The organism is Cryobacterium suzukii (genome assembly GCF_004403185.1).
Classification (GTDB): domain Bacteria; phylum Actinomycetota; class Actinomycetes; order Actinomycetales; family Microbacteriaceae; genus Cryobacterium; species Cryobacterium suzukii.
Map to the genome: position 1 here is coordinate 168,962 of NZ_SOHJ01000002.1, position 23,577 is coordinate 192,538.

Sequence of the window (23,577 nt, forward strand, 5' to 3'; positions counted from 1 at the left end):
TTCAGTGAACGACACGACGGTGGACGATAGCGAGAAGGACCGCACCCAGCAGTTACGGGTGGGGCGCCTGACCAAGGCTCACGGCCTCAAGGGAGCAATCAAGCTCGAACTGTTCACGGATGACCCGGGACGACGTTTCGTCCCGGGCGCCGTGTTCACCCTGCAGGTTCCGACCGGTTCGGCCTGGCACGGCAAGACGATCGAACTCGTCGAGCTGCGCTGGTACAACCAGCACGCGGTCGGTTTTTTCAAGGATGTTCCCGACCGTTCCACGGCGGAAACGCTCGCGAAGGCGATCCTCTGGATCGACGCGGACGTGGCCGAGCAGTCGGATGAAGAAGATGCCTGGTACGACCACCAGTTGGTCGGCCTCGCCGTCATGCGCGACGGGGTGCGCATCGGCACCATCGGTCGCCTCGAGCACATGCCAGCGCAAGACTTGCTGATCGTGAAGACGCCGACCGGCGACGTTATGATCCCCTTCGTGAAGGCCATCGTGCCGAGCGTCGACGTGAAAAACGGCCTGGTCACGATCACGCCGCCGCCCGGCCTGCTCGAAGAACTTCCAGAGGACCCGGCCGACGCGCCGGAAGCGGACGCTGAGCCTGCTTCTGAAACGGATGCTGCGGCATCCGCTGCCCCGACCGACCGCCCCTAACGCGCTCCATTCACGGCGCGCGGGACTTGCGCCGCTGCGCGGGACGCGAAACTCCCGCGTACTGGCGCAGCTCCCGCGCCGCTGGTTACGCGGGAGCTACACGTTGAGTCGGTAGCCGCGCTTGACCACGGTCGCGACCAGCCCAGGCACGGCGAGCGTCTGCCGCAGCCGGCTGAGCGAGACCTCCATGGCGTGATCGTCGGAGTCGCCGGCCAGTGCCAGGGTGAGATCGTCGCGGGAGACGACCGCGCCGCGCGCCCGAACGAGCGCCCGCATTATCGTCAGGGCCGTCGGTGGAAGCTGCACGCGCTCCTCGCCGACCTGCACGATCGAACCGCGCAGCTCCACGAGCCCGTTCTGCGTCTCGACCCGTTCGATCATGTTCTGTTCCAGGTGTTCGCAGACCAGTCGAATCAGCGCGCCCATGCGAAACCGGGTCGGCTGAATCGGAGCAATTCCGGCCGCGACGAGCGGGGCACTCGTCACCGGCCCGACGGCGGCCGCGCATACTTCGGTTTGAAGCGCCGCGATCAGCTCGGAGTAGACATCCATTCCCTCGGCCGCGGTGAACAGGGCGTGCACGGCCGGCGCGCTTGTGAAGGTCACACAGTCCAGCTGGCGGGAGCAGATAGCCTCGACGAGTTTATAGACGCGTTCGTCGCTGTCATCGACGGCGATCCAGCGATACGGCGCAACGACGAGCACACGCTCGTGCGCCGCGCGCAGCCGATCGAGTTGCACCTCGTCGGTGGCGCCATGAACCTGAATGCCGACGATAAGTCCCGGCGGATACTCGGCCAATACCTTATCGACGAGCGAGGCTGTGGTCTCCGAATCACTCATGCCAGAGTCGTTCAGCCCGGTGGCGCGAATGCCGCCGCGCGCTTTCGGCCCGCGCACCAAAATCGTGGTGTCGGCGAATGCATCGGTGAGTTCAGAGCCAATGCCGTCGGCCTCGGCTACTTCGAACCAGCGTCGCACGCCGTAGCCGGTGGTTGCGAGCAGAATATCGGGTCGCGCGGCAATCAGGGTTCTAGTGTCCTCGAGCAGCGGACCGTCCTGCTGCGAGTGCGCAATGCGCAGCGTCGGCGCGTGCACAACGCGGGCGCCGCGCCGCTCGAAGGCGTCGATCAGGTCGCTCGATCGGCGATCGCTCGTCACCCCGATGCGAAAACCCTCGAGCTGGTTCGGCTGCAGAAAAGGGGCCGCCACGTCGATCGATTCGGTCGCTCCCGGCAGATGCGCGTGGTGAGCGTGTGAATCCGGTGCAGCGGATGCCCCAGCGCCCGCCCCCGAGACAACTCGTCCCTGCTCGTTCGCCCCGGTCATCAGTCAGCCACCGCGAACTCGGCCGCGCGGGCCACGAGGTCTTCGGCGGCGGCATCACCGCGGAAAGCGAGGCGAACGACCTCGCCGATGACCAGCACGGCCGGGCTGCGCACGCCCGCCGTGGCGGCATCGGCCAACACGCTCGACAGCGTACTCACTGTCGTTCGCTGGGTGGCACTGAACCCGCGTTCAATGATGGCGACGGGCATGTGCGCGGGCATACCGTGGCGCAGCAGGCCCTGGCTCAGGGTTGGCAGGGTGCCAACGCCCATCAACACGACGACGGTACTTCCAAGCAGCGTGAGTCCTGCGAGTTCGTTGTCAGTGAGTGGCGCGTGGCCGCTGATCACGGTGAACGCGTGGCTGATACCGCGGTGCGTCAGCGGGATTCCCGCCGCCGCCGGCACAGCGATCGCACTCGTGACACCGGAAATGACCGTGACGGCAATGCCGTTGCGGTGGCAGGCAATCACTTCCTCGCTTCCGCGCCCGAACACATAGGGATCGCCGCCCTTGAGCCGCACCACGCGTTTGCCCGCGAGGGCATGCTCGACCATCAGCTCTTCGATCCCGGCCTGCGAGACCGGATGGCTGCCGGCGCGCTTGCCGACGTCGACGAGGGTTGCGCCGGGGGCGAGCAGGGCGAGTTCGTCGTTGGGGGCGAGACGGTCGAACAACACGACATCCGCTTGGTGCAAAGCGGTGACGGCGGCGACGGTCAGCAGCTCGGCGGCGCCGGGGCCGCCGCCGACCAGGGTGACCGACCCGGCGCTGACTGACCCAGTCGTACCGGAATTCTGGGTTGTCATTTTCTTACTCTTTTCGAACGGGAATGCGGCTTCCACTTAGTTGAACAGTACTCGACGAGGCCCGTTCGGCCGGGGTAGCGGGCCGGATTTGGTCACGCTCCGTAACGAGCGCGATGCTCGGGTCGGGTTCGGTCGGCGCGTTCACGAAGGAGCGGAAGCGGCGTAGACGCTCCGGGTCGGCGAGCGTAGCCGCCCACTCGTCTTCATAGTTGTCGACGTGGGCGAGCATGGCCTGCTCGAGCTCCTCGGCCAGTCCAAGCGAGTCGTTGATGACGACCTCGCGCACATGCTCGAGGCCGCCCTCCAGGTCTTCCATCCAGCGCGCCGTGCGCTGCATCCGATCGGCCGTGCGAATGTAGTACATCAAGTAGCGGTCGATGTACTTGATCAGGGTTTCCTCGTCGAGGTCGGTCGCCAACAGCTGCCCGTGCGCGGGTTGAAAACCACCGTTGCCGCCAACGTACATGGTCCACCCGTTGTCGCTGGCGATGATGCCCACGTCTTTGGCGCGTGCTTCGGCGCACTCCCTGGCGCAGCCCGACACCCCGAACTTGAACTTGTGCGGGGCGCGCAGGCCGCGATAGCGAAGTTCCAGCCGAATAGCGAGGCCAACGGCATCCTGCACCCCAAAGCGGCACCAGGTCGAACCGATGCAGGACTTCACGTTGCGCAGCGCCTTGCCGTAGGCCTGTCCGGACTCGAAGCCGGCGTCGACCAGGATGCGCCAGATGTCGGGCAGCTGCTCCAGCCGGGCGCCGAACAGGTCGATCCGCTGTCCGCCGGTGATCTTGGTATAGAGGTCGAAGTCGAGCGCGACCTGCGCGATGACGGCGAGTTTGGTCGGCGTGATCTCACCGCCCGGAATGCGCGGAACCACCGAGTAGGTGCCGTCCTTCTGCATATTGGCCATGGCACGGTCGTTGGTGTCCTGCAGGGTGCCGCGGCCGGCATCCAGAATATAGGTGGTGTTCTGGCTGGCCAGGATCGAGCCGACGGCGGGCTTGCAGACATCGCAGCCGCGGCCGGTGCCGAAGCGGGAGAAGATCTCATCGCTCGACACGAGCCCGAGCACCCGCACAGAATCGAACAGCTCCTGGCGGCTCAGCTCGAAGTGCTCGCACAGGGCGTGCGAGATTGTTTGACCGGATGCCGTCAGCTCGGCCTCAAGGATCTTCTTGACCAACGGCACGCACGAACCGCACTGGGTGCCGGCCCGCGTGCAGACCTTGAGCGCCCCGAGTTCGGTGCAGGCATCGGTGTGCTCGTCGCCGAGCACGGCGCTTCGTACGGCGCCGGCCGAGACCATGTTGCAGGAGCAGACCAGGGCATCGTCGGGCAGTTCGTCGCCGCCCGGGGCCTCCGCACCGGCCGCGGAGAGGTATGCGGCGGGCTCAATATTGAGTTGGCGGCCGACCATCGGCCGCAGAGTCGAATAGGGCGTGGCGTCGCCGACAAAGATGCCGCCGAGCAGGGTTTTGGCGTCGTCGGTCATGACGAGCTTCTGGTACAGCCCGCGGGCCGGGTCGGCGTAGACGATTTCGAGTGAGCCCGGCGTGCTGGCGAGGGCGTCACCGAAGCTGGCGACGTCGACACCGGAGAGTTTGAGTTTGGTGGCATCGTCGACGCTCGTGAATTCGGCGTTGCCGCCGAGCAGACGGTCGGCGACAACCTCGGCCATGGCGTTGGCCGGTGCGACGAGACCGACACAGCGCTCCTTCCAGCTGGCGACCTCGCCGATCGCCCAGATGCTGGGGTCGCTCGTTCGGCAGTCGTTGCCGATCGTGATGCCGCCGCGCACGCCAACGGCCAGTCCGGCGGCGCGGGCCAGCTCGTCGCGCGGCGAGATGCCGATCGCGTAGACGACTATATCGGCGGCGATCTCGCGGCCGTTGCCGAGCTGAAGGCCGGTCACCGCGTTGTCGTCGTCGCGGAGGATGGTTCGGGCCCTGGTGCCGAGGTGTAGCTCGATGCCCTGAGCGACGATGATCCGACCGAGGGCCTGTCCACCGCCCTCGTCGAGCTGGGCCGACATGAGCCAGCCGCCGGAATGTACGATGGCGGATTCAGCGCCGAGCTTGTGCAGTCCGCCGGCCGCTTCGAGGCCGAGCAGACCGCCGCCGGCTACGACGACTTTGGGGGTGCGGCCGAGGGAGGCGGTGAGGGCGGCGAGCTCGTCGACGAGGGCGTCGACGTCGTCGAGGGTGCGGTAGACCCGAATGTGTTCGCGACCCGGCATCTGGGGGACCGGAGCACTGGATCCGGTGGCGAGCACGAGGTCGTCGTAGTCGAGCACGGCCCCGGTTGACGTAGTGACGGTGTGTGCGAGCGGATCAATGCTGGTGGCCCGCTCGTTGATGCGCAGCGCGACGCGCTCACTGTCCCATGGTGCCGTGGGCTCGAGAGTGAGGTCGAACTTTCCGGCCAGGCGCTGGCTCAGCGCCACCCGATCGTAGGGCCGGTGGTTCTCCTCGGCTAGCACGACGATCGAGAGGGCGTGCTCGGTATCGCGGGAGTGCAGGGCATCGGTGAGGCGGTGTGCGGCGGGGCCGCCACCGATCACGATGACGCGGCGCGGTGTGTCTGGGTGGGTGCTGGCGGCATCCGCTGGTCTCACTGTTGTGACGGCGTGCGTCGCGTCCATAGCGGATGCTGTGGCGGCTGGGGCAGAATACGCGGAGGCGGTTTCACGAGAAGCTGGCATCAGCATCCTTTCAAAGCGGGGCAATTGTGAGCGTAGTTCGGGGCAGTTTCCCGCTCGTGTCGCTCCTGTGTCCCGGACTGGTCGAAAGCCCCACAGCGGAGCGCACGCACTGTGAGGCGGGTTTCACTCGGGGGAAACATGGCGGGCGATTGGTCGAAATATGGCACGCCTACCGTGGGACCGACGCACAAACGCGACGACGCCTAAACCACACCCCCTGGGAGCGCACGATGACGATGACACTGGCCGACACCCGCCTGACCGCTGCAGCCACCCGCCCCGCCCTGATCTGGGAGCGCGCCTGTGCCGTGGCCGATCTGGAACCCAGCTGGGGCGAAGCCGCCCTCATTCGCATGAAGCAGATCGCACTGTTCCTGCTCTCGCCGACCGAAATCTACGCCGTCGATCACCGTGACCCGCACACCGAGGCCAACGTCATGGCCCGCGGCATCGTCGGTTCCAAGGGTGACCGCCCGACCATCGCCTCACCGTTGCACAAAGAGGTCTACGACCTCGGCACCGGGGAATGCTTCACCAACCCGACGCTCGTGCTGAATACCTACGAAACCCGCGTTGTCGGCGGCTACATCGAGGTTGCGGTCGAGTCTGGGCTGCTCGAGGCGGCATGACCTTACTCGGCGAACGGCCTCGTGCAGCACAGCACAGCATCGATTGGCACCGCACCTCCGGGCGCAGTGCCGAGCACAGCGGTGCCGAGCGCGCAACGCCAGCACCCGCCGCGCTCGTCGCTATCTCACACGGCACCAACTCGGCTGACGGCCAGGCCGCCATCGCTGCCCTCGTCGAGGCCGTTACACTCGCTCATCCCGAACTTGCCGTGATCGGTGGTTTCGTCGACGTGCAACAGCCGGATGTCGCGGCGAGCCTCGGTGCGGTTCCCCCGGATATTGCCGCGGTCGTGGTGCCACTGTTGCTCTCCGCCGGTTACCACGTGCACGTCGACCTGCAACGGGAGACCAGCGCGCACGACCGCGTGACGACCGTGTCGCGGGCGCTCGGCCCGGACGACCGACTCATCGACGTACTCGAACATCGCCTGCGCGCCGACGGGTTCGACAAACGTGTCCCCGGCCAGGAGATCGTGCTCGCCGCCGCAGGCTCGAGCGACGCGCGCGCGGTGCACGACTGCCGCACGGTCGGTGCCCTGCTGGAACAGCGCCTCGGCGTTCGCGTCACCGTCGGCTTTCTCTCCGCGGCCACGCCCCGGCTGGCCTGCGCCGTCACCGCGGCTCGATTGCGCGGGGCCAGCGTCACCGTGAGCACCTATTTAATGGCGCCCGGATTCTTCTTCGACTTGACGCGCGCCCAGAGCGTGGGCGCCGACCGGGTCACCGCCCCGCTGCTGCTGCCGGGTGAAACGGCCCCGGCTCCTCTGGTTGACCTGGTCGTCGACCGGTACCTCGAGGCGAAAGAGCAAGCCCAAATCTTCTAGAATTTGACCATGCGCATCGATATCGTCACCATATTTCCCGAATTCTTCGATGTGCTGGATCTGTCGCTGCTCGGCAAGGCCCGCCAGAGCGGCTTGATCGAGTTGGGCGTGCACAACCTGCGCGACCACACCCACGACCGCCACCATTCGGTCGACGACACCCCGTATGGTGGCGGCGCTGGCATGGTCATGAAGCCGGAGCCCTGGGGTGACGCCCTCGATGCCATACTCGGCGCTGACCCTGAGCCGGTCGACGACGGCCCCATCGTCATCTTTCCCTCGCCGGCGGGGGACCAGTTCACCCAGCGGATGGCCCGCGAGCTATCGCTCGAGCAACACCTCGTCTTCGGATGTGGCCGCTACGAGGGCATCGACCAGCGCGTCGTCGACCACTACGAGCAGCGCGGCCGGGTGCGGCTGGTCAGCCTCGGCGACTACGTGCTCAACGGGGGAGAGGTGGCCGTGATGGCCATGATCGAAGCGATCGGCCGACTCATTCCCGGCGTCGTCGGCAACCCGGAAAGCCTGGTCGAGGAGTCCCACGAAGACGGGCTGCTCGAATACCCCAGCTACACCAAGCCCGCCAGCTGGCGCGGCCTCGACGTTCCGCCGGTGTTGCGAAGCGGCAACCATGGCGCCATCAGCAGTTGGCGCCACCAGCAGCAAATTGAACGCACCGAACGCGTGCGGCCCGACCTTCTGCCGCCCACGATCTCATGACTTCAGCCTCCAGCGAACGCCGAGGTTAGTGTCAGCCCCCATCGATAAACTGACCCAGTGATCATCCGCCGCGCCTTTTACCACTGGCAATTCATCGCCGCCGGAGCCCTGCCGCTCTGGCTCCTCATCGGGTCGTCGATCTTCGGATCGGGCGCCTGGGCCGTGCTGGGCATCTTCTTCGGCGCCATACTCATCGGCCTCGGGTTGCTCCTCGTTGCCCTCGTCGTCTATGCGCGCAAAGAAGTGCGCGAAACCCGGGCCGTCTCCTACGCCGACGTCGGCGTGCTCGCCCTCTGGCACGCGCTCATCATCGCCATTCCGTTCTCCACGGATGCCGCCGGCTGGCTGAGCGTGCTCGTCATCATCGGCGGGTTCGCTGTGTTTTGGTTCGCCGTCTGGGAGTTGTTCGACACAGCCCGGCGCCGAGTTTTGGCGATGGTCGACCTGGTGGAGCAGCAGGCGCACGGGCAGTCTGCCCCGGCCGGGGCCCAGCATCCACTGCCGAACCGGCCACGCCCCCGCGAGACCAAGCCGGCACCGAACTTTGGCCGAGGTGCCAAGCCAGAGGTCATCGTCATCGAAGAAAAGCGCGATCGGCTCTGACCCGCCCGGCTCCGCTTTGCAACGGGTGCGAGTTCATGACAGAATAAGCGCTTGTGCCGCTGCAGGACTCTGCCACAGGGGAACCTGCTCGTTGCGGTGCACATCCTCATACTGATTGCTTCGAATGAAGCACCTAGCGTAGTCGACCTGTGGCGGGTACAGAGAGCGAAACAACATGCATATTCTCGACGCGGTAGACGCCCCATCGCTGAAGAAGGATCTTCCTGACTTCCGTGCCGGCGACACCGTCAAGGTTCACGTCAACATCATTGAGGGAACCCGCTCTCGTATCCAGGTCTTCCAGGGAGTCGTCATCGGCCGCTCCGGCGAAGGCGTGCGCGAAACGTTCTGCGTTCGCAAGGTCAGCTTTCAGATCGGCGTCGAGCGTACCTTCCCGGTGCACTCCCCGGTCATCGACCACATCGAGATCGTGACCCGCGGCGATGTTCGTCGCGCGAAGCTGTACTACCTGCGCGACCTGCGTGGCAAGAAAGCCAAGATCAAGGAAAAGCGCTAACTTTCGCGCTTTTGCAAAGATCCAATCGGATTCTTCCCTGAGCTCCCCATCACCTAAACTGATGGGGAGCTCAGGCGGTTAAATGACAGATGAAGTGCTCGCCTCCAGGTCCGATCGTCGGGTATCAGAGTCGAAGAAGTCCCGAAGCACGATGGCACGCAGCAAGAAGGCGCCAAGCAAACAACGCAGCGTCTTGCTGTTCATCCGCGACCTCCTCATCATTTTCGTGGTCGCACTGCTCATCTCCTTTCTGATCAAGACCTTTCTGATTCGGTCGTTCTACATCCCATCCGGGTCGATGGAGAACACCCTGCAGATCGACGACCGCATCATCGTGAATCAGCTCGAACCCGAGCTGATCCCGATCTCCCGCGGCGACGTCATCGTGTTCAAAGATCCCGGCGGATGGCTGCTGCCGCAGGCTGAGATCGTGCAAAATCCGATCATTGCGGGGGTGGACTGGCTGCTCTCGGTCGTTGGACTGTCCGCGCCCGACAGCAACGACCACCTGATCAAACGGGTGATCGGACTACCCGGCGACCACGTGGTCTGCTGCAACGCCCTCGGCCAGATGAGCGTCAACGATGTTCCGCTTGACGAATCGGCTTATGTGCTGCTGCCGGCTGGCGATACCAAGGTCTCCAAGGACGACTTCGATGTCACGATCCCGGCGGACTCACTCTGGATGATGGGCGACAACCGGTACAACTCCAAAGACTCCCGCTACAACGGTGACACGGTCGGCAAGGGGTACGTCCCGATCGACAACGTCGTCGGTCGCGCGCTCGTCGTGAGCTGGCCGCTCGCGCACTGGGCGTGGCTCGATGACTATCCGGACGTGTTCCGTGAGGTGGAGCAGGCCGACCAGGGCTCCGAGTAGTGGCGGTGTCCGACCCCACCCTCGAGGTGGAGTTCGATCTGTTGCGCACCGGCGCACGCTTTGTGATCGGCTGTGACGAAGTGGGGCGCGGAGCTCTCGCCGGGCCGGTGGCTGTCGGATTCGCCGCGGTGGACGCATCCGTTCTGAGCATGCCAGTGGGACTGCGCGACTCGAAGATGCTCAGCGAACCGCGCCGGGAACTGCTCGCACCGCTCGCCGTCGCCTGGGCGACATACTCGGCCGTGGGGCTCGCCTCGGCCGCCGAGGTCGATGAGCTCGGAATCATCGCCTGCCTCGGGCTGGCCGGCAAGCGTGCGTTGGCCGAGCTGTATACGCAGGGTGTCGATGTGGCCGGCAGCATCGTCTTGCTCGACGGCAGCGACGACTGGCTGAACAAGGCGCTGGCCACCCCGTTGAACGTGGTGACGCGTATCAAAGCCGACCGGGATTGCGGGTCGGTGGCGGCGGCATCCGTTATCGCCAAGGTGCACCGCGACCGCCTCATGATCGCCGCGCACGACGACGCGCCCGGCTACGGCTGGGCCTCGAACAAGGGCTACGGCAGCGCCGCCCACCTGAGCGCGATCGACGTGCTCGGGCCGACCCCCTTACACCGCAAATCGTGGCTCAAAATCTCAGCGTAAGATGAGATCACCATGGAAGAAGACGAATTCGAGGACTACGACCGCGAGGTCGAGTTGGCCCTGTACCGGGAATATCGAGACGTGGTTGGCCAGTTCCAGTACGTCGTCGAAACCGAACGCCGCTTCTATCTCGCCAACGAGGTCGATTTGGTGCGCCGTGACACGGAACACGATTTCTACTTTGAACTGACCATGAAGGACGTTTGGGTCTGGGACGTCTACCGCTCGGACCGATTCGTGAAAGCGGTGCGCGTGCTGACCTTCAAGGACGTCAACGTGGAAGAACTCGCGTCGAAGGACTTCGAACTTCCCAAGGAACTTGCAATCGACGAATAAGCAATGACTCCGGGGCCGTGGGTGGCCGGACATGTTCCGTTTAACGGACTAACCAACGAAGGTTTAGGAAGGCAACCCTGTGATCCAGGACGCTGATCGTGCCCGTGCAACGTGGAGTAATCGTGAGGCTCTCGCTGAGGCGATGATTCCCCTGATCGGGCGCCTCTACCGGGACAACACCGTCGTGACGAGCGTCTACGGCCGCGGCCTGGTCAACAAGTCGGTCGTCGGCCTGCTCAAGGCACACCGGTTCGCCCGCCATATAGCGGATGTCGAGCTTCCGCTCGAAGAGACCCTCCCGATTCTTCAGGCCATCGACGGCCTCAACCTCGGAGCAGCGTCGATCGACCTCGCGCGGCTCGCCCTCGGCTTTCGCGAGCAGAACGGCCGCGTCACTCTCGAAGAGTACCTGCGCGCCGAACTCGCCGACGTCGTCGGCCAGCACGGACTCGACGCGCGCACCAGCACCGACGTCGTGCTCTACGGCTTTGGTCGCATCGGCCGGCTGCTTGCCCGCATCCTGATCGAACACGCCGGCGGCGGCCAGGGCTTACGCCTGCGCGCGATCGTCGTGCGGCGCGGTTCCGCCAATGACCTCGTGAAGCGTGCCAGCCTGCTGCGCCGCGACTCGGTGCACGGCCCGTTCGAGGGCACGATCACCATCGACGAGGAGAACGACACCATCCTCGCCAACGGCACACTCATCCAGGTGATCTACTCCGGTGACCCGGCCAGCGTCGATTACACGCGGTACGGCATCCACGACGCCATCGTCGTCGACAACACCGGCAAGTGGCGCGACGAAGAAGGCCTGTCGCAGCACCTCAAGTGCCTAGGCATCGCCCGGGTGCTATTGACCGCACCGGGCAAGGGCGCGCTGAAAAATATCGTGCACGGCATCAACCACACCGATATTCTGGCGAGCGACCGCATTATTACCGCGGCGTCCTGCACCACGAACGCCATCACTCCGGTGCTCAAGGCCATCAACGACCGCTATGGCATCATCGACGGTCATGTCGAAACGGTGCACTCGTTCACCAACGACCAGAACCTCATCGATAACTTCCATTCCGGTGACCGCCGCGGCCGCTCCGCCGCGCTCAACATGGTCATCACCGAGACCGGAGCGGCCAAGGCCGTTGCCAAGGCCCTGCCCGAACTCGCCGGCAAACTCACCGGCAACGCTATCCGCGTTCCCACCCCCGACGTCTCGATGGCCATTCTCAACCTCAACCTTGCCCTCGCGACCGACAAGGACGAGCTCAACACGTACCTCCGCACCATGTCGCTGCACTCCTCGCTGCACCGGCAGATCGACTACATCGACTCGCCCGAAGTGGTGTCGAGCGACTTTCTCGGCTCCCGTCGCGCCGGGATCGTCGACGGTCTGGCCACCATCGTCACCGACCAGAAGGCCGTTCTGTACGTCTGGTACGACAACGAATACGGCTACAGCTGCCAGGTCATCCGGGTGCTCGAAGAGATGTCCGGCGTGCACGCGCCCATCTTCCCGGCCATCCTCACCGCCGAAACCCTCGAGCCGGTCGCCTGACCTACGTGATCTGGACGGGGCCCGGGCCCCGTCCACGGGCCCAGTTTATAAACTGGGCCCGGGGTCCGGGCCCGGGCCCCGTCCGCGATTAGACGCGCGGCTCGCAGATGACCACGGGGATGTCGCGCTCGGTCTTGCCCTGGTAGGCGCCATAGCCGGGGTAGGCGGCGACGATGCGCGGCCACAGCTCGGCTTTCTCAGCGGATGACGCGGTGCGCGCCCGGAACGGTCGCGTCACCGTGCGTATGGTCAGGTCCACATCCGGCTCTGCCACGAGGTTGAGGTACCAGAACGGATGCCGGTCGTCGCCGCCCTTGGACGCCACGAAAATGTATCGACCGTCCTCCTGCACCGGCGCCGTGAGCAGCGTCGACCGACGCTGTCCGCTACTGCGGCCGATCGTGTGCAGTTCGACGGTCTGCATGGTGCCGATGGTCCAGCCGAGGCGTCCGCCCGAAAGAGCCAGCAGCATCCGGTGCACGCCGTTCATGGCGTGCATGCCGAAGTCAGTCATCCGATGGCGCAGCGTCTTCATACGCCAAGCGTACGTGGCGCTGACGATAGGTTGGAGGAATGATTCCAGCAACGATGCTCAGCACGATTCTTCGCGGCGCGGGCGCGGCGCGGCCCTACGCCGACAGCCGTCCACTGACGTTCGAGCAGATTCCAGTCCCGGCTCCGCGCGCCGGCGAGGTGCTCGTGCGCATCGAACGTGCCAGTCTCTGCCACTCAGACCTCTCGGTCATTGACGGCTCGCGCATTCGCCCCCTGCCGATGGCGCTCGGTCACGAGGCGGCCGGCACCGTGGCAGCCATCGGTGACGGCATCGATGATGTCGCCGTCGGCGACCGAGTCGTGCTGGTGTTTGTGCCAAGCTGCGGCGAGTGCCGGGCCTGCCTGGCCGGGCGCCCCGCACTCTGCCACCGCGGGGCGACGGCGAACGGAACCGGCGACCTGCTGCACGGCCCGGCGGTGCTGGCGAGTGACGTTGGGGAGCGCATCAACCACCACTTGGGCGTCTCGGCGTTCTCGCAGTACGCGGTTGTCGCCCGGGAATCTGTCGTCGCGATCGACCAGGATGTTCCCTTCGACGTCGCCGCCATGTTCGGCTGCGCGGCCCTGACCGGCATCGGCGCCGTGCTCAACACCGGCGCCCTCGCTCCCGGGCAGTCGGTGATCGTGTTCGGGCTCGGCGCGGTCGGCCTGATGGCCGTCATGGCCGCGGCACAGATGGTCGGCACGACCGTGATCGCGATCGATCCGTTGCCGCAGAAGCAGGAGTTGGCCCTTCGATTAGGCGCCCAGCATGCCGGGCCGCCCGACCAGGCGGCCGAGCTCGTGCGAACGCACGCCGGAGATGGCGTCGACCTCGCCATCGAGGCCGTCGGCAGCGCTCGCGTAATGGAAGCCAGCCTCGCCCTGCTCACCCGAGGCGGCGCCCTGGTCTCGGTCGGCCTGCCGCATCCAGAGCAGACCATCACCACGCCGGCGCTCCAGTTTGCCGGGCTCGGCCATCGGCTGCTCGGATCCTACATGGGCGATTCGGTGCCGAGCCGGGACATCCCGCGCTACCTGCAGCTGTGGCGAGACGGCCTCTTGCCGGTCGAACTGCTGCACACCGATACCCGCCCACTCGCCGACCTCAACGAGAGCCTGGATGCGCTCGTCGCCGGCGACGTCGTGCGCCGCCTGTTTGTGATGCACGACGAGTAGCGCTTCCTCCACAGGCACCCACGTTGCGGCCTTCTCCACCAATTTTGCGGCGGCCGGTGTCACCTGAGCCCCGAGACGTCACTCTGGTTTTCGGAGGTACTCGTGGCGCGCAAAGACGAACTCGGCAAACTCGGCGAAGATCAGGCCGCGCGCTTTCTTCAGGGCGCCGGCTACACGATCCTGACCCGCAATTGGCGCTGCTCAGAGGGGGAGATCGACCTCGTCGTGCAACAGGGCGCTGCCGTTGTCTTTGTCGAGGTGAAGACGCGCAGCAGCCTGAGTTTCGGGCATCCGTTTGAAGCCATCACTGTGAAAAAACTGGCCAGGATGCGGCGCCTGGCCGCCGCCTGGTGTGTGCAGGCCGAGCGCTGGCCGCGCCAAATCCGGCTCGACGTCATCGCGGTAATCGCCCCGGTCGGCCGCGAACCGGTCATCGAACACCTCGAGGGCGTGTTCTGATGGGCATCGCCCGCACTCACGCCGTAGCAATGCTCGGACTGACCGGAGCGCTCGTCGAGGTCGAGGCCGACATCTCGGCGCAACTGCCCGGCATGATCTTGATCGGGCTGCCCGATGCGGCCCTCGCACAGGCCACCCAGCGGGTGCGCGCTGCGGCCACCAACAGCGGATGCCCGCTCACCGTTCACCGCCTCACCATCAATCTGTCGCCGGCCGCGCTGCCCAAGCACGGTGCCGGCTTTGACCTCGCGATCGCGCTGGCTTGCCTCGCCGCCGACAGCACCGTTTCCGAAAAATCGGTCGGTCAGGTCGTGCACTTCGGCGAGCTCGCCCTCGATGGCAGACTACGGCCGACGCTGGGCATTCTTCCGGGTGTGATGACCGCGGCTCGCCTCGGGCATACAACGGTGATGGTGCCGATCGGCAACCAGGCTGAAGCACGACTCGTACCCAATATTCGCGTCATCGGTGTCGCATCGTTGCGTGAGGCGGCGATCTTCCACGGCGCCACACTCCCGCCGATACCGGTCGAGGCCATTCTGGCGGCGACCGTGCCGGCCAACCTGGCCGCCGAACCCGACCTGGCAGACGTGATCGGCAATGATGACGCCATTCTGGCCCTGCAGATAGCCGCCGCGGGCGGGCACCACGTGTTTCTGCTCGGCCCGCCCGGCGCCGGAAAGACTATGCTCGCGGCCCGGCTGCCCGGCCTGCTGCCCGACCTCGACCCGGCGAGCTCTCTGGAGGTTAGTTCCCTCCGATCGCTCAGCGGGCTCGGATTGGGCGGAGCCCTGATCACCCGGCCGCCCTGGGAAGCGCCACACCATACGGCGACCGCTGCGGCCATGGTCGGCGGTGGTAATGGACAGATTCGGCCGGGGGCCGCGTCGCAGGCCTCGCACGGAGTTCTCTTTCTCGATGAGGCCCCCGAATTCGCTACTCCGGTGCTTGACGCCCTGCGCCAGCCCCTGGAATCTGGCTGGATCAGCATTCACCGCGCCAACGCCGTCGCGCATTTTCCGGCCCGGTTTCAACTGGTAATGGCAGCTAATCCATGCCCGTGCGGACAGTACGGTGCGGGAGACCTCAGCTGCACGTGCCCGCCCAACGCACGCCGCCGTTACCTTGCTCGCATCTCGGGGCCGCTGCTCGACCGCATCGACATCCAGCTCAACGTCAAGCGCATCACCGCCGCCCAGCTGCGCCTTGCCACCGATACGCAGCGGATGACGAGCGTCACCGCCCGAAAGCGGGTGGTCGCTGCCCGTGCGGCGGCGGCCGAGCGGCTCGGCAGCACCCCCTGGACCCTGAACTCCCAGGTACCTGGCCCGTGGCTGCGCGGCACATCGACTCGACTGGCCCCGAACACCACCGCGGGCCTCGACCGGGCGCTCGAACGCGGCGGAATCACCATGCGCGGCTACGACCGGGTTCTGCGCATCGCCTGGACCCTGGCCGACTATGACGGTCTCACCAGTCCCGGCCCAGACCAAATCGGCCACGCCCTCTACCTACGCAAAGGAATGACATCATGACGCTGTTCGGCCTCGACGAGACCCGGGTAAGCGAACTCATCGCAGGCGTGCGCGGTGGAATGCCGGTCGACGCCCTCGCAACGGCCGGCGAGGTATTCGCCCGCGCCGCCTGGTCGGGCATCGCCGAACCCGGTGATGGTACGGCCGGCCTGCTCGTGGCGAGCCTTGGCGCGAGCGTAGCGCTGACGGCCATTCTCGAGGCATGGAGCCCCGTGCGCATCGGCGCCCTCGTGCGCGACGTTCTCGCTGATGAGCCGGGCGCCCCGGATGTCGTCTTTGCCACCAGTCCCAGCTCCGATCACACCGAAGCGGATGCCGACACCAGCGCCGAGCTGGAACAGGCCCTCGACGCGGGACTTCAACGCTGGCGGCCGCGGCTCAATTCGGGTGACGTCATCCGCTCGCTGCAACAAGCAGCTCGCGTCGACGCCCGGTTACTGCTGGCCACGGACACCCTCTGGCCCGCGGCGATCGATGACCTTGAGCAGCATGCGCCGCTGGCGCTGTGGTGGCGGGGTGTGCCCGGCGCCCTGGCCGCGCTGCCCAACTCCATCGCCCTGGTCGGAGCCAGGGCTGCCACCGGCTATGGCGAGCACATCGCTATGGAGGCCTCGGCCGGGCTGGTCGACCGTGGTTTTGCCGTCGTGTCTGGTGCCGCCTACGGTATCGACGGGATGGCCCACCGTGCAGCGCTGGCCAGTGACGGCATGACCCTGGCCTTCCTCGCCGGGGGAGTCGACCGGTTCTATCCGAGTGGACACGACTCCCTGCTCACCCGCATCGTGGCCGCCGGCGCCGTTATCTCCGAGCTGCCCTGCGGCGCCGCCCCCACGAAATGGCGTTTTTTGCAAAGAAACAGATTGATCGCCGCAGCGAGTGCGGCAACGATCGTGTTGGAAGCCGGCTGGCGGTCGGGCTCGCTCAACACCGCCGGGCACGCGTCGGCGCTGGGCCGGCCGCTCGGCGCCGTGCCCGGGCCGATCACGAGCCCCACCTCGGCCGGCTGTCATCGCCTCATTCGCGAATTCGCCGCGGTGTGCGTGACCAACCCGACCGAGATGGCCGAGCTGGTTGGTGAGCGGTCGATCCAGGTGCCCCTGGACTTTTGCGACACTGATGCCGGCCCGGGCCCGATACCCCGCACGAGCGACCAGGTGCGCGTGTTCGACGCCCTGAGCGGTCGCACGCCTCGCACGGTCGCCGATCTGTCACGCCGCGCCGGGCTCTCGACTTCGGCCGTGCGCGGCGCCCTTGGCGGGCTCGATCTCGATGGGGCAGCCCAGGAGCGGGAGGCCGGCTGGGTACGCCGGGCGTAAAGAGGAGCCGGCTGGAGCGACCCTCCCGTGGCTGGGCTCACAGCGTCCGGCGAGGGATCGCGTGCGTCGTTGCCGACGGGTGCGCAGCCGAGGACGTGGCGGCCGGTCTGCGGTCGGCTGCGACTTCCGGGGCGACAAAGTCTGGGTGCGCGGCTAGGTGATCGGCACCGTCCACGGCCGCGCAGGCCCGCTCCACGGCGACGAGGGAGAGCGCGACGTCCGCGGCATCCGTCGACCAGTTGCTGACCGAGATGCGCAGAATGTCCCGGTCGTGCCAGCGCGACCCCGACATCCACGCCGAACCGTCGGCTATGAGCTGCTGCGTCACCCGACGGGTGCGATCGTCGCTGCCGAAACTCACACACACCTGCGTGAACACCACTTCGTTGAGTACCTCGGCCCCTGGCATCGACCGCAGGCCGTCGGCCATGGCGCGCGCATTGGACGCGAGACCGTCAACCAGCGCGATCGTGCCATCGCGACCGAGCGATCGGAGCGCCGCCCACACCGGAACGCCTCGCGCCCGACGGGACAGCTCCGGCACCTTTTCGAACGGGTCGCCGGGGCCAACGTGTCCGGGAGCACCATCGGCTGCCACCAGATAGCTCGTGTGCACGCCGAATACCTTGCGCACGACTTTGGGCCGGGACACGATCGCCACCCCGCAGTCGTAGGGAACATTGAGCGTTTTGTGGGCGTCTGTCGCCCAGGAATCAGCGCCATCCAGACCGGTCAGCTGGTCGCGAGAACTCGGGCTGACCGCCGCCCAGAGACCGAAGGCCCCGTCCACGTGCACCCAGGCTCCCAGCCGGTGCGCCACGTCGATCGCCGCGACCATTGGGTCGGATGCTCCGGAATGCAAATTGCCGGCCTGCAGGCAGACGATGGCCGGGCCGACGCCGGCGGCCATCAGCTCGGCGAGACTCTCGGGACGTAACCGTCCTTCACTGTCGACGTCCACCACGATGGGTGCGCCGAGGCCAAGGTAGCGCAGCACGAGATCGATGACGTCGTGACGCTCGGCCCCCACGAAAACCCGCACTCGCGGCGAACCGGCCAGACCGTCCCGGTCCAGGTTCCATCCGGCCCGATCCAGAACCCACTGCCGACCGGCGGCGAGGCCGACGAAATTGGCCATCGTCGCGCCAGTGGTGAATCCGACATCCGCTCCGGGTGGCAGGCCAAGCAGATCGAGTAACCAGCCGCCGGCGGTCTCCTCCAGCACGGCAGCCGCTGGAGTGGCAAACCGCATTCCGGCGTTCTGGTCCCACGCGGTCACCAGCCAGTCGGCGGCGAGGGCCGCTGGCAGGGTTCCTCCAATCACCCAGCCGAAGAACCGACCGGACGGCATCGCCATCAGACCGGGCTCCGCGAAGGAAGCCAGCTCATCGATGACCTCGGCCGCAGCGGTCGGAGTCGGGGGAAGGGGGCCGGCCGACAGCGCGGCCAGGGTATCGGCGTCGACGCGGGGGCCGACCGGGCGGGTAGGAAGCGACGCAAGCCAGGCCTGGGCGTGCAGAAGTGCACGATCCAGAGCCTTGGTGTAGGCGTCCGGCTGGGCAGACATGCCGCCATGATAGCCCCGCACGACGCTTCTGTCGGTGGCAGCCCGTAGGGTGGATTCCAACGAGAGGACGAGGCATGGCGACCGTGCATTGGGGCCAGCATGCGCCCGCCGAGAAGTTACTGGTTCACCTGAGCGACACGCATTTTCTAGCGGATGCTGCGGCCCTCTACGGTACCGTCGACACCGACCACACGGTGCATCGTGCCCTCGAGCAGCTGCATCGGTCGGGTATCTGCCCCGACGCGATCGTTCTCACCGGTGACGTCGCCGATCGGGGCGAAGCGGATGCCTACCGTCGCATTCGCGACATTGTTGAAGCCGCCGCCGCCGAATGGGAGGCCAAAATCATCTGGGTCATGGGCAACCATGACAAGCGCGCCGCTTTTCGTTCTACCCTGCTGCGCCAGCGCCACTCTGGCGAATCGGCGGACGCAGCTGATCGCGGCGCCGTCGACCAGGGCACTGGAAATCAGGACCCCGTCGACCAGGTGCACGTCATCGACGGCTTGCGCGTCATCGCCCTCGACACGAGCGTTCCGGGCTATCACCACGGCGAGGTCAGCGACGCCCAGTTGGAGTGGCTGCGTGCGGTGCTGAGTACGCCCGCCCGCCACGGCTCGATTCTGGCGCTGCATCACCCGCCGATTCCCACGCCGATTCCGTTGATGAAGGTGCTCGAACTGCAGGACCAGCCGCGACTGGCCGCCATTCTGGCCGGCAGTGACGTGCGAGCCATTCTCGGCGGGCACCTGCACTACTCCACCCAGGGCATGTTCGCCGGCATTCCCGTATCTGTCGCAGCGGCCACTTGCTACACGATGGACCTCAGCGCCCCCGAGCGTGAACTCATCGGCGTGAACGGCGGTCAGACCATCAATCTGGTGCACGTCTACGCCGACCAGATCACGCACTCACAGGTGCCCCTCGGGGCCTTCGCCACCGTCACACAGTTTCCGTCTGACTATGTCGATCAGCTCGGGGTGCTTACACCCGGGGAACGCTTGCAAGCATTCTCGCGGCAGCGATGACGGCGAAGGCTGTAACGAAAACCGGGTACCCGCCGGCACAGGCCTGTCGAGGGAGCGAGAAGCCGTGTTGCTGACCGAGGATATCGAAGACTTTTTACGCTACTTGAGCGCCGAGCGAGGCTACTCGGCGCACACCGTTCGGGCATATCGCACCGACCTGGCCCAGCTGGCGAGCTTTGCGGCGGAACGGGGTGCCGAGGCATCCGCTGAGTTGAGCCTCGAACTCTTGCGGGAATGGCTCTGGGTCGCAACCCAGGCCGGCCTGGCCCGGACCACGCTGGCCCGCCGGTCGGCGTCGGCGCGCAGCTTCACCGCCTGGCTCGCGCGCAGTCACGACGACAGCACAGACCCGGCGGCGCGTCTGCGCTCGCCGAAACCGGGTCGAACGTTGCCGCGCGTGATCGCCCAGACCCAGATGAGCGAACTGCTCGAACTGCTGGCGGCCCGCGCCACCGGGGGAGAGGCCGTCGCGCTGCGTGATCTCGCCATCGTCGAGCTGCTCTACGCCTCGGCGCTGCGAGTTTCGGAGCTCGTCGGCCTCGATGTCGCCGACGTGGACCTGGAACGGTTGACCGTGCGCGTAACCGGTAAGGGGGCGAAGGAACGTGTGGTTCCGTTCGGCGTTCCGGCAAAGCGCGCCCTCGTCGACTACCTGCGTCAGGGGCGGAACGTACTTGCCGCGGTCTCGGCAGACGCCGTGACGTCCGGGCCAACGACAAAAGCTCGATCAAACGCCGGGGCGCTCGACGCCGCGGCACCAATCAGCAACGCGTCAAATGCCCCGGCGCTGTTCCTTGGCCGCCGGGGCCAGCGCCTCGGCGTGCGCGGCGTCTACCGCCTTGTAGCGGCGCTGCTGGCCGCGGTCCCCGGCACCGGCCCGGCCGGACCGCACGCCCTGCGCCACACCGCTGCCACCCATTTGCTCGACGGCGGAGCCGACCTGCGCGCCGTGCAGGAACTTCTCGGGCATGTCAGTCTCGGTACCACCCAGATCTATACCCATGTGTCGGCGGAACGCCTCAAAGCCAGCTACGGGCTCGCCCACCCCCGCGCCTGACCCGGCCGAGGGAGATATCGTTTCGTGCACGGGTCACGGCCCCATCACGGCACCAACGGCAACAAAATCGCGCGCGGCACTGTCCCGAGAAAGAGTAGGGGCGACACGTATAGCCCGTGCAGTCGCACACCGAAATGCAGACAGCCGGGAGGGCAATGGCCACCGCTCGCCACTGTACCGATCACCTCTCCGGCGCGTACACGGTCTCCCTCCTCGACAGTGGCGATCACGGGCTCGACCGTCGAGATCAGATCACCCGGCTGGGTGATCGACAGCACCGGCCGATCAACGACACGACCCGCAAACGATACGACGCCGTCGTGCGGCGCAAACACCGCGTCATTCGCCGCCGCAGCCAGATCGATGCCGCGATGACCGCTCGTATATTGCGACTCCGGTGCTTCGAAGGACCGGGTCACCCGGTGCGGCGACGCGACCGGCCACACCCAGGTCGCTGCCATGGTGGGGGCTGAAACCGCCGTCCGCTCCAACGCGGCACCCGACGACTGGCCAGCGCCCGCACCCAGGATCACAATGATGAGAGCGGATGCAGCCAGTGCGCGTAAGTTCTGCATGCCCCTACCCTGCCGCTCGGCCCCGATCCCGCCCGGGCATCGGGCACATCCGTGTAGGCATCCACCGTTACCTGACCTGTGCAGGAGGCGGTCGCAGCAGTATGCCCGGCGGTGATACGCTATCCCCAGCAGCGCTTTGTGCGCTGACTACGCGTGCCCATTTGGCCGCCATGTCCAATCGGTCCCGTCTCACGCGAAACTTACGTGAACAGGGCGGACGTGTGCCGGGCACCAGGAGTAGCGATCGACCGATCGTTACACAAACCGATTGATGTGGCTTTCCAGTCTGCATCAGAACAGGAGTACGGCACATGGCCGTCGTAACCATCCGCCAGCTGCTCGACAGCGGCGTGCACTTCGGGCACCAGACCCGCCGTTGGAACCCGAAGATGAAGCGCTTCATCTTCACCGAGCGCTCCGGCATCTACATCATCGACCTGCAGCAGTCGCTCGGGTTCGTTGACAAGGCCTATGACTTCGTCAAGGAGACGGTTGCCCACGGCGGCACCATTCTCTTCGTCGGCACCAAGAAGCAGGCCCAGGAATCCATCTCAGAGCAGGCGCAGCGCGTAGGCCAGCCCTACGTCAACCAGCGCTGGCTCGGTGGACTTCTCACCAACTTCCAGACCGTGTCCAAGCGTCTGGCCCGCATGAAAGAACTCGAAGAGCTCGACTTCGAAGACACCGCCAAGAGCGGTTTCACGAAGAAGGAAATGCTCATCAAGAAGCGCGAGCTCGTCAAGCTGCACAAGAGCCTCGGCGGAATCCGCAACCTCACGAAGACCCCGTCTGCGCTGTGGGTCGTTGACACCAACAAGGAGCACCTCGCCATTGACGAGGCGCGCAAGCTCGGCATCCCCGTCATCGCCATCCTCGACACCAACTGCGACCCCGACGACGTGCAGTACCCGATCCCGGGTAACGACGACGCCATCCGCTCCGTTGGTCTGCTGACCCGCATCATCGCGGACGCCGCAGCCGAAGGACTCATCCAGCGCCACGCCAAGCCGGAGGCCGAAGTTGAGCCCCTCGCCGCGTGGGAAGCTGAACTGCTCCAGGCCTCCGACACCGAGACCACCCCAGCGCAGTCCTCCGCCGAGACCGAGAAGGTTGCCGACGCTACCGTCCCAGCCGACGAGGCCGTCGTTGCAGAGCCCACCATCGCCGACGCTGTCGCCGACTCCGACGTTGCAGCCGTACTGGCTGCCGTCGCGGACGACACGACCGTTGTTGCCGACGAGACCAAGTAAGGAACCCGGTATGGCAAACTTCACACTCGAAAACGTCAAGGCTCTTCGCGAGAACCTCGGCACCGGAATGGTCGACACCAAGAATGCCCTCGTTGAAGCCGACGGAGACATGGACAAGGCCATCGAGATCCTGCGTCTCAAGGGTGCCAAGGGCAACGCCAAGCGCGCTGACCGTTCCACCTCTGAGGGACTCGTCGCTGCCAAGGAAATCGGCACGACCGCGTACATGATCGAACTGGCCTGCGAGACCGACTTCGTCGCCAAGGGCGACAAGTTCGTCGTTCTGGCCGATAAGGTTCTCGACGCGATCGCCGCCGCTGGCGCGACCACGGTTGAGGCCGGACTGGCCGCCACGGCCGGCAGCCAGACCGTCGCCGAGCTCATTGACGGCGAAGCGGCAATCATCGGCGAGAAGTTCGAACTTCGCCGTGTTGCCGCCGTCACCGGTGAGTCGTTCTCGATCTACCTGCACAAGACCAGCAAGGACCTGCCCCCGCAGGTCGGCGTTGTTCTCGGCTTCTCCGGAGCCGACGTGGAGACCGCCCGCAGCGTAGCCCAGCACATTTCGTTCGCCAACCCCGAGTACCTCGCGGCGAGCGATGTTCCTGCTGACCTCGTGGAGACCGAGCGCAAGATCGTCACCGAGATCTCGAAGAATGAGGGCAAGCCGGAAGCGGCACTGCCCAAGATCGTTGAGGGACGCGTCAAGGCCTACCTCAAGCAGGTTGCCCTGCTCGAACAGGACTACGCGAAAGACAACAAGTTGTCCGTCGCCAAGGTTCTGGATGATGCAAAACTGACCGTGTCGGGCTTCGCCCGGTTCAAGGTCGGCGCCTAACACAAAATGACGGAGGTCGGATTGCGAAAGCGAT

The 23,577-nt window shown here is 66.1% G+C and carries 24 protein-coding genes; 18 read left to right on the top strand and 6 right to left on the bottom strand.

Annotated features, from left to right (window positions below; translation table 11 throughout):
• Positions 1–4: 4 nt before the first annotated feature.
• Positions 5–658: a ribosome maturation factor RimM gene (rimM, locus tag E3T39_RS01490; RefSeq protein ID WP_241979444.1), complete on the top strand. Its 654-nt coding sequence runs from the start codon at positions 5–7 to the stop codon at positions 656–658.
• A 96-nt stretch (positions 659–754) separates the two neighbouring features.
• Here the strand turns inward: rimM and E3T39_RS01495 are convergent, their stop codons facing one another.
• From E3T39_RS01495 to nirB, 3 genes are read right to left on the bottom strand one after another with little or no spacing between them, the layout of a single operon-like run.
• Positions 755–1,987 carry a uroporphyrinogen-III synthase gene (locus E3T39_RS01495; protein ID WP_134512999.1) on the bottom strand — a complete coding sequence of 411 codons (1,233 nt, stop codon included), beginning with the start codon at positions 1,985–1,987 and terminating at the stop codon, positions 755–757.
• Positions 1,987–2,796 (bottom strand): uroporphyrinogen-III C-methyltransferase, encoded by an 810-nt coding sequence (gene cobA / locus E3T39_RS01500; RefSeq protein ID WP_134513000.1) that lies wholly within the window; start codon positions 2,794–2,796, stop codon positions 1,987–1,989. Before cobA ends, E3T39_RS01495 begins: the two co-directional genes overlap by 1 nt.
• A gap of 4 nt (positions 2,797–2,800) precedes the next feature.
• Positions 2,801–5,437, bottom strand: a complete 2,637-nt coding sequence (gene nirB / locus E3T39_RS01505) for a nitrite reductase large subunit NirB (RefSeq protein WP_134513262.1) — start codon at positions 5,435–5,437, stop codon at positions 2,801–2,803.
• 290 nt (positions 5,438–5,727) lie between these two features.
• Here nirB and nirD point away from each other — a divergent pair, with 290 nt between their 5' ends.
• The 9 genes from nirD (at position 5,728) to E3T39_RS01550 (ending at position 12,205) form a co-directional block, all read left to right on the top strand.
• A complete protein-coding gene (gene nirD, locus E3T39_RS01510) occupies positions 5,728–6,126 on the top strand; it encodes a nitrite reductase small subunit NirD (RefSeq protein ID WP_104191593.1) in 399 nt (132 codons plus the stop codon).
• Positions 6,123–6,950, top strand: coding sequence for a sirohydrochlorin chelatase (locus E3T39_RS01515; protein ID WP_134513001.1), 828 nt, complete (start codon positions 6,123–6,125; stop codon positions 6,948–6,950). Before nirD ends, E3T39_RS01515 begins: the two co-directional genes overlap by 4 nt.
• A 9-nt stretch (positions 6,951–6,959) precedes the next feature.
• Complete coding sequence (gene trmD / locus E3T39_RS01520) at positions 6,960–7,670, top strand: tRNA (guanosine(37)-N1)-methyltransferase TrmD (RefSeq protein WP_134513002.1); 711 nt, start codon at positions 6,960–6,962, stop codon at positions 7,668–7,670.
• A gap of 57 nt (positions 7,671–7,727) precedes the next feature.
• A complete protein-coding gene (locus tag E3T39_RS01525) occupies positions 7,728–8,273 on the top strand; it encodes an MFS transporter (RefSeq protein WP_134513003.1) in 546 nt (181 codons plus the stop codon).
• A gap of 175 nt (positions 8,274–8,448) precedes the next feature.
• Positions 8,449–8,790, top strand: coding sequence for a 50S ribosomal protein L19 (gene rplS, locus E3T39_RS01530; protein ID WP_092108884.1), 342 nt, complete (start codon positions 8,449–8,451; stop codon positions 8,788–8,790).
• Between the two features lie 82 nt (positions 8,791–8,872).
• On the top strand, positions 8,873–9,670 hold the full coding sequence (lepB, locus tag E3T39_RS01535) for a signal peptidase I (RefSeq protein ID WP_420898125.1): 798 nt from the start codon (positions 8,873–8,875) through the stop codon (positions 9,668–9,670).
• Entirely contained in the window at positions 9,670–10,314 is a 645-nt protein-coding gene (locus E3T39_RS01540; protein ID WP_134513004.1) for a ribonuclease HII, read from the top strand. The genes lepB and E3T39_RS01540 overlap by 1 nt, the downstream gene beginning before the upstream one ends.
• 12 nt (positions 10,315–10,326) lie before the next feature.
• Positions 10,327–10,650: a DUF2469 family protein gene (locus E3T39_RS01545; RefSeq protein ID WP_134513005.1), complete on the top strand. Its 324-nt coding sequence runs from the start codon at positions 10,327–10,329 to the stop codon at positions 10,648–10,650.
• 79 nt (positions 10,651–10,729) lie between these two features.
• A complete protein-coding gene (locus E3T39_RS01550; protein WP_134513006.1) occupies positions 10,730–12,205 on the top strand; it encodes a glyceraldehyde-3-phosphate dehydrogenase in 1,476 nt (491 codons plus the stop codon).
• A gap of 88 nt (positions 12,206–12,293) precedes the next feature.
• Here E3T39_RS01550 and E3T39_RS01555 read toward each other — a convergent pair whose 3' ends face one another.
• On the bottom strand, positions 12,294–12,740 hold the full coding sequence (locus tag E3T39_RS01555) for a nitroreductase family deazaflavin-dependent oxidoreductase (protein ID WP_134513007.1): 447 nt from the start codon (positions 12,738–12,740) through the stop codon (positions 12,294–12,296).
• Between the two features lie 38 nt (positions 12,741–12,778).
• On the opposite strand from E3T39_RS01555, the gene E3T39_RS01560 reads away from it, so the two are divergent.
• The 4 genes from E3T39_RS01560 (at position 12,779) to dprA (ending at position 17,228) form a co-directional block, all read left to right on the top strand.
• Positions 12,779–13,918, top strand: coding sequence for an alcohol dehydrogenase catalytic domain-containing protein (locus tag E3T39_RS01560; RefSeq protein WP_241979445.1), 1,140 nt, complete (start codon positions 12,779–12,781; stop codon positions 13,916–13,918).
• Positions 13,919–14,020: 102 nt separating this feature from the next.
• Positions 14,021–14,377: a YraN family protein gene (locus tag E3T39_RS01565; protein WP_134513008.1), complete on the top strand. Its 357-nt coding sequence runs from the start codon at positions 14,021–14,023 to the stop codon at positions 14,375–14,377.
• Complete coding sequence (locus E3T39_RS01570) at positions 14,377–15,912, top strand: YifB family Mg chelatase-like AAA ATPase (RefSeq protein ID WP_134513009.1); 1,536 nt, start codon at positions 14,377–14,379, stop codon at positions 15,910–15,912. The genes E3T39_RS01565 and E3T39_RS01570 overlap by 1 nt, the downstream gene beginning before the upstream one ends.
• Positions 15,909–17,228, top strand: coding sequence for a DNA-processing protein DprA (gene dprA, locus E3T39_RS01575; protein ID WP_134513010.1), 1,320 nt, complete (start codon positions 15,909–15,911; stop codon positions 17,226–17,228). The genes E3T39_RS01570 and dprA overlap by 4 nt, the downstream gene beginning before the upstream one ends.
• A 37-nt stretch (positions 17,229–17,265) precedes the next feature.
• Here the strand turns inward: dprA and E3T39_RS01580 are convergent, their stop codons facing one another.
• A complete protein-coding gene (locus E3T39_RS01580; protein ID WP_134513011.1) occupies positions 17,266–18,795 on the bottom strand; it encodes a pyridoxal phosphate-dependent decarboxylase family protein in 1,530 nt (509 codons plus the stop codon).
• A gap of 74 nt (positions 18,796–18,869) precedes the next feature.
• Between E3T39_RS01580 and E3T39_RS01585 the strand changes: the two genes are divergently transcribed.
• Both E3T39_RS01585 and E3T39_RS01590 read left to right on the top strand, forming a co-directional pair.
• The gene (locus E3T39_RS01585; RefSeq protein ID WP_134513012.1) at positions 18,870–19,823 is read left to right on the top strand and encodes a metallophosphoesterase; all 954 of its coding nucleotides are present in this window, start codon (positions 18,870–18,872) and stop codon (positions 19,821–19,823) included.
• 64 nt (positions 19,824–19,887) lie between these two features.
• Complete coding sequence (locus tag E3T39_RS01590; RefSeq protein WP_241979446.1) at positions 19,888–20,880, top strand: tyrosine recombinase XerC; 993 nt, start codon at positions 19,888–19,890, stop codon at positions 20,878–20,880.
• A 44-nt stretch (positions 20,881–20,924) separates the two neighbouring features.
• Here E3T39_RS01590 and E3T39_RS01595 read toward each other — a convergent pair whose 3' ends face one another.
• Complete coding sequence (locus E3T39_RS01595) at positions 20,925–21,455, bottom strand: murein hydrolase activator EnvC family protein (protein ID WP_134513014.1); 531 nt, start codon at positions 21,453–21,455, stop codon at positions 20,925–20,927.
• A gap of 311 nt (positions 21,456–21,766) precedes the next feature.
• Here E3T39_RS01595 and rpsB point away from each other — a divergent pair, with 311 nt between their 5' ends.
• Positions 21,767–22,705 carry a 30S ribosomal protein S2 gene (rpsB, locus tag E3T39_RS01600; RefSeq protein WP_134513015.1) on the top strand — a complete coding sequence of 313 codons (939 nt, stop codon included), beginning with the start codon at positions 21,767–21,769 and terminating at the stop codon, positions 22,703–22,705.
• Between the two features lie 10 nt (positions 22,706–22,715).
• On the top strand, positions 22,716–23,543 hold the full coding sequence (gene tsf, locus E3T39_RS01605; protein ID WP_134513016.1) for a translation elongation factor Ts: 828 nt from the start codon (positions 22,716–22,718) through the stop codon (positions 23,541–23,543).
• The last annotated feature ends 34 nt before the right edge of the window (positions 23,544–23,577 follow it).

Coding starts and splice junctions, on each gene's coding strand:
- E3T39_RS01495 (WP_134512999.1), bottom strand. CDS start 1,987: ATGACCGGGGCGAACGAGCAGGGACGAGTTGTCTCGGGGGCGGGCGCT.
- cobA (WP_134513000.1), bottom strand. CDS start 2,796: ATGACAACCCAGAATTCCGGTACGACTGGGTCAGTCAGCGCCGGGTCG.
- nirB (WP_134513262.1), bottom strand. CDS start 5,437: ATGGACGCGACGCACGCCGTCACAACAGTGAGACCAGCGGATGCCGCC.
- nirD (WP_104191593.1), top strand. CDS start 5,728: ATGACGATGACACTGGCCGACACCCGCCTGACCGCTGCAGCCACCCGC.
- E3T39_RS01515 (WP_134513001.1), top strand. CDS start 6,123: ATGACCTTACTCGGCGAACGGCCTCGTGCAGCACAGCACAGCATCGAT.
- trmD (WP_134513002.1), top strand. CDS start 6,960: ATGCGCATCGATATCGTCACCATATTTCCCGAATTCTTCGATGTGCTG.
- rplS (WP_092108884.1), top strand. CDS start 8,449: ATGCATATTCTCGACGCGGTAGACGCCCCATCGCTGAAGAAGGATCTT.
- lepB (WP_420898125.1), top strand. CDS start 8,873: ATGACAGATGAAGTGCTCGCCTCCAGGTCCGATCGTCGGGTATCAGAG.
- E3T39_RS01545 (WP_134513005.1), top strand. CDS start 10,327: ATGGAAGAAGACGAATTCGAGGACTACGACCGCGAGGTCGAGTTGGCC.
- E3T39_RS01555 (WP_134513007.1), bottom strand. CDS start 12,740: ATGAAGACGCTGCGCCATCGGATGACTGACTTCGGCATGCACGCCATG.
- E3T39_RS01560 (WP_241979445.1), top strand. CDS start 12,779: ATGATTCCAGCAACGATGCTCAGCACGATTCTTCGCGGCGCGGGCGCG.
- E3T39_RS01570 (WP_134513009.1), top strand. CDS start 14,377: ATGGGCATCGCCCGCACTCACGCCGTAGCAATGCTCGGACTGACCGGA.
- dprA (WP_134513010.1), top strand. CDS start 15,909: ATGACGCTGTTCGGCCTCGACGAGACCCGGGTAAGCGAACTCATCGCA.
- E3T39_RS01580 (WP_134513011.1), bottom strand. CDS start 18,795: ATGTCTGCCCAGCCGGACGCCTACACCAAGGCTCTGGATCGTGCACTT.
- E3T39_RS01585 (WP_134513012.1), top strand. CDS start 18,870: ATGGCGACCGTGCATTGGGGCCAGCATGCGCCCGCCGAGAAGTTACTG.
- E3T39_RS01595 (WP_134513014.1), bottom strand. CDS start 21,455: ATGCAGAACTTACGCGCACTGGCTGCATCCGCTCTCATCATTGTGATC.
- rpsB (WP_134513015.1), top strand. CDS start 21,767: ATGGCCGTCGTAACCATCCGCCAGCTGCTCGACAGCGGCGTGCACTTC.
- tsf (WP_134513016.1), top strand. CDS start 22,716: ATGGCAAACTTCACACTCGAAAACGTCAAGGCTCTTCGCGAGAACCTC.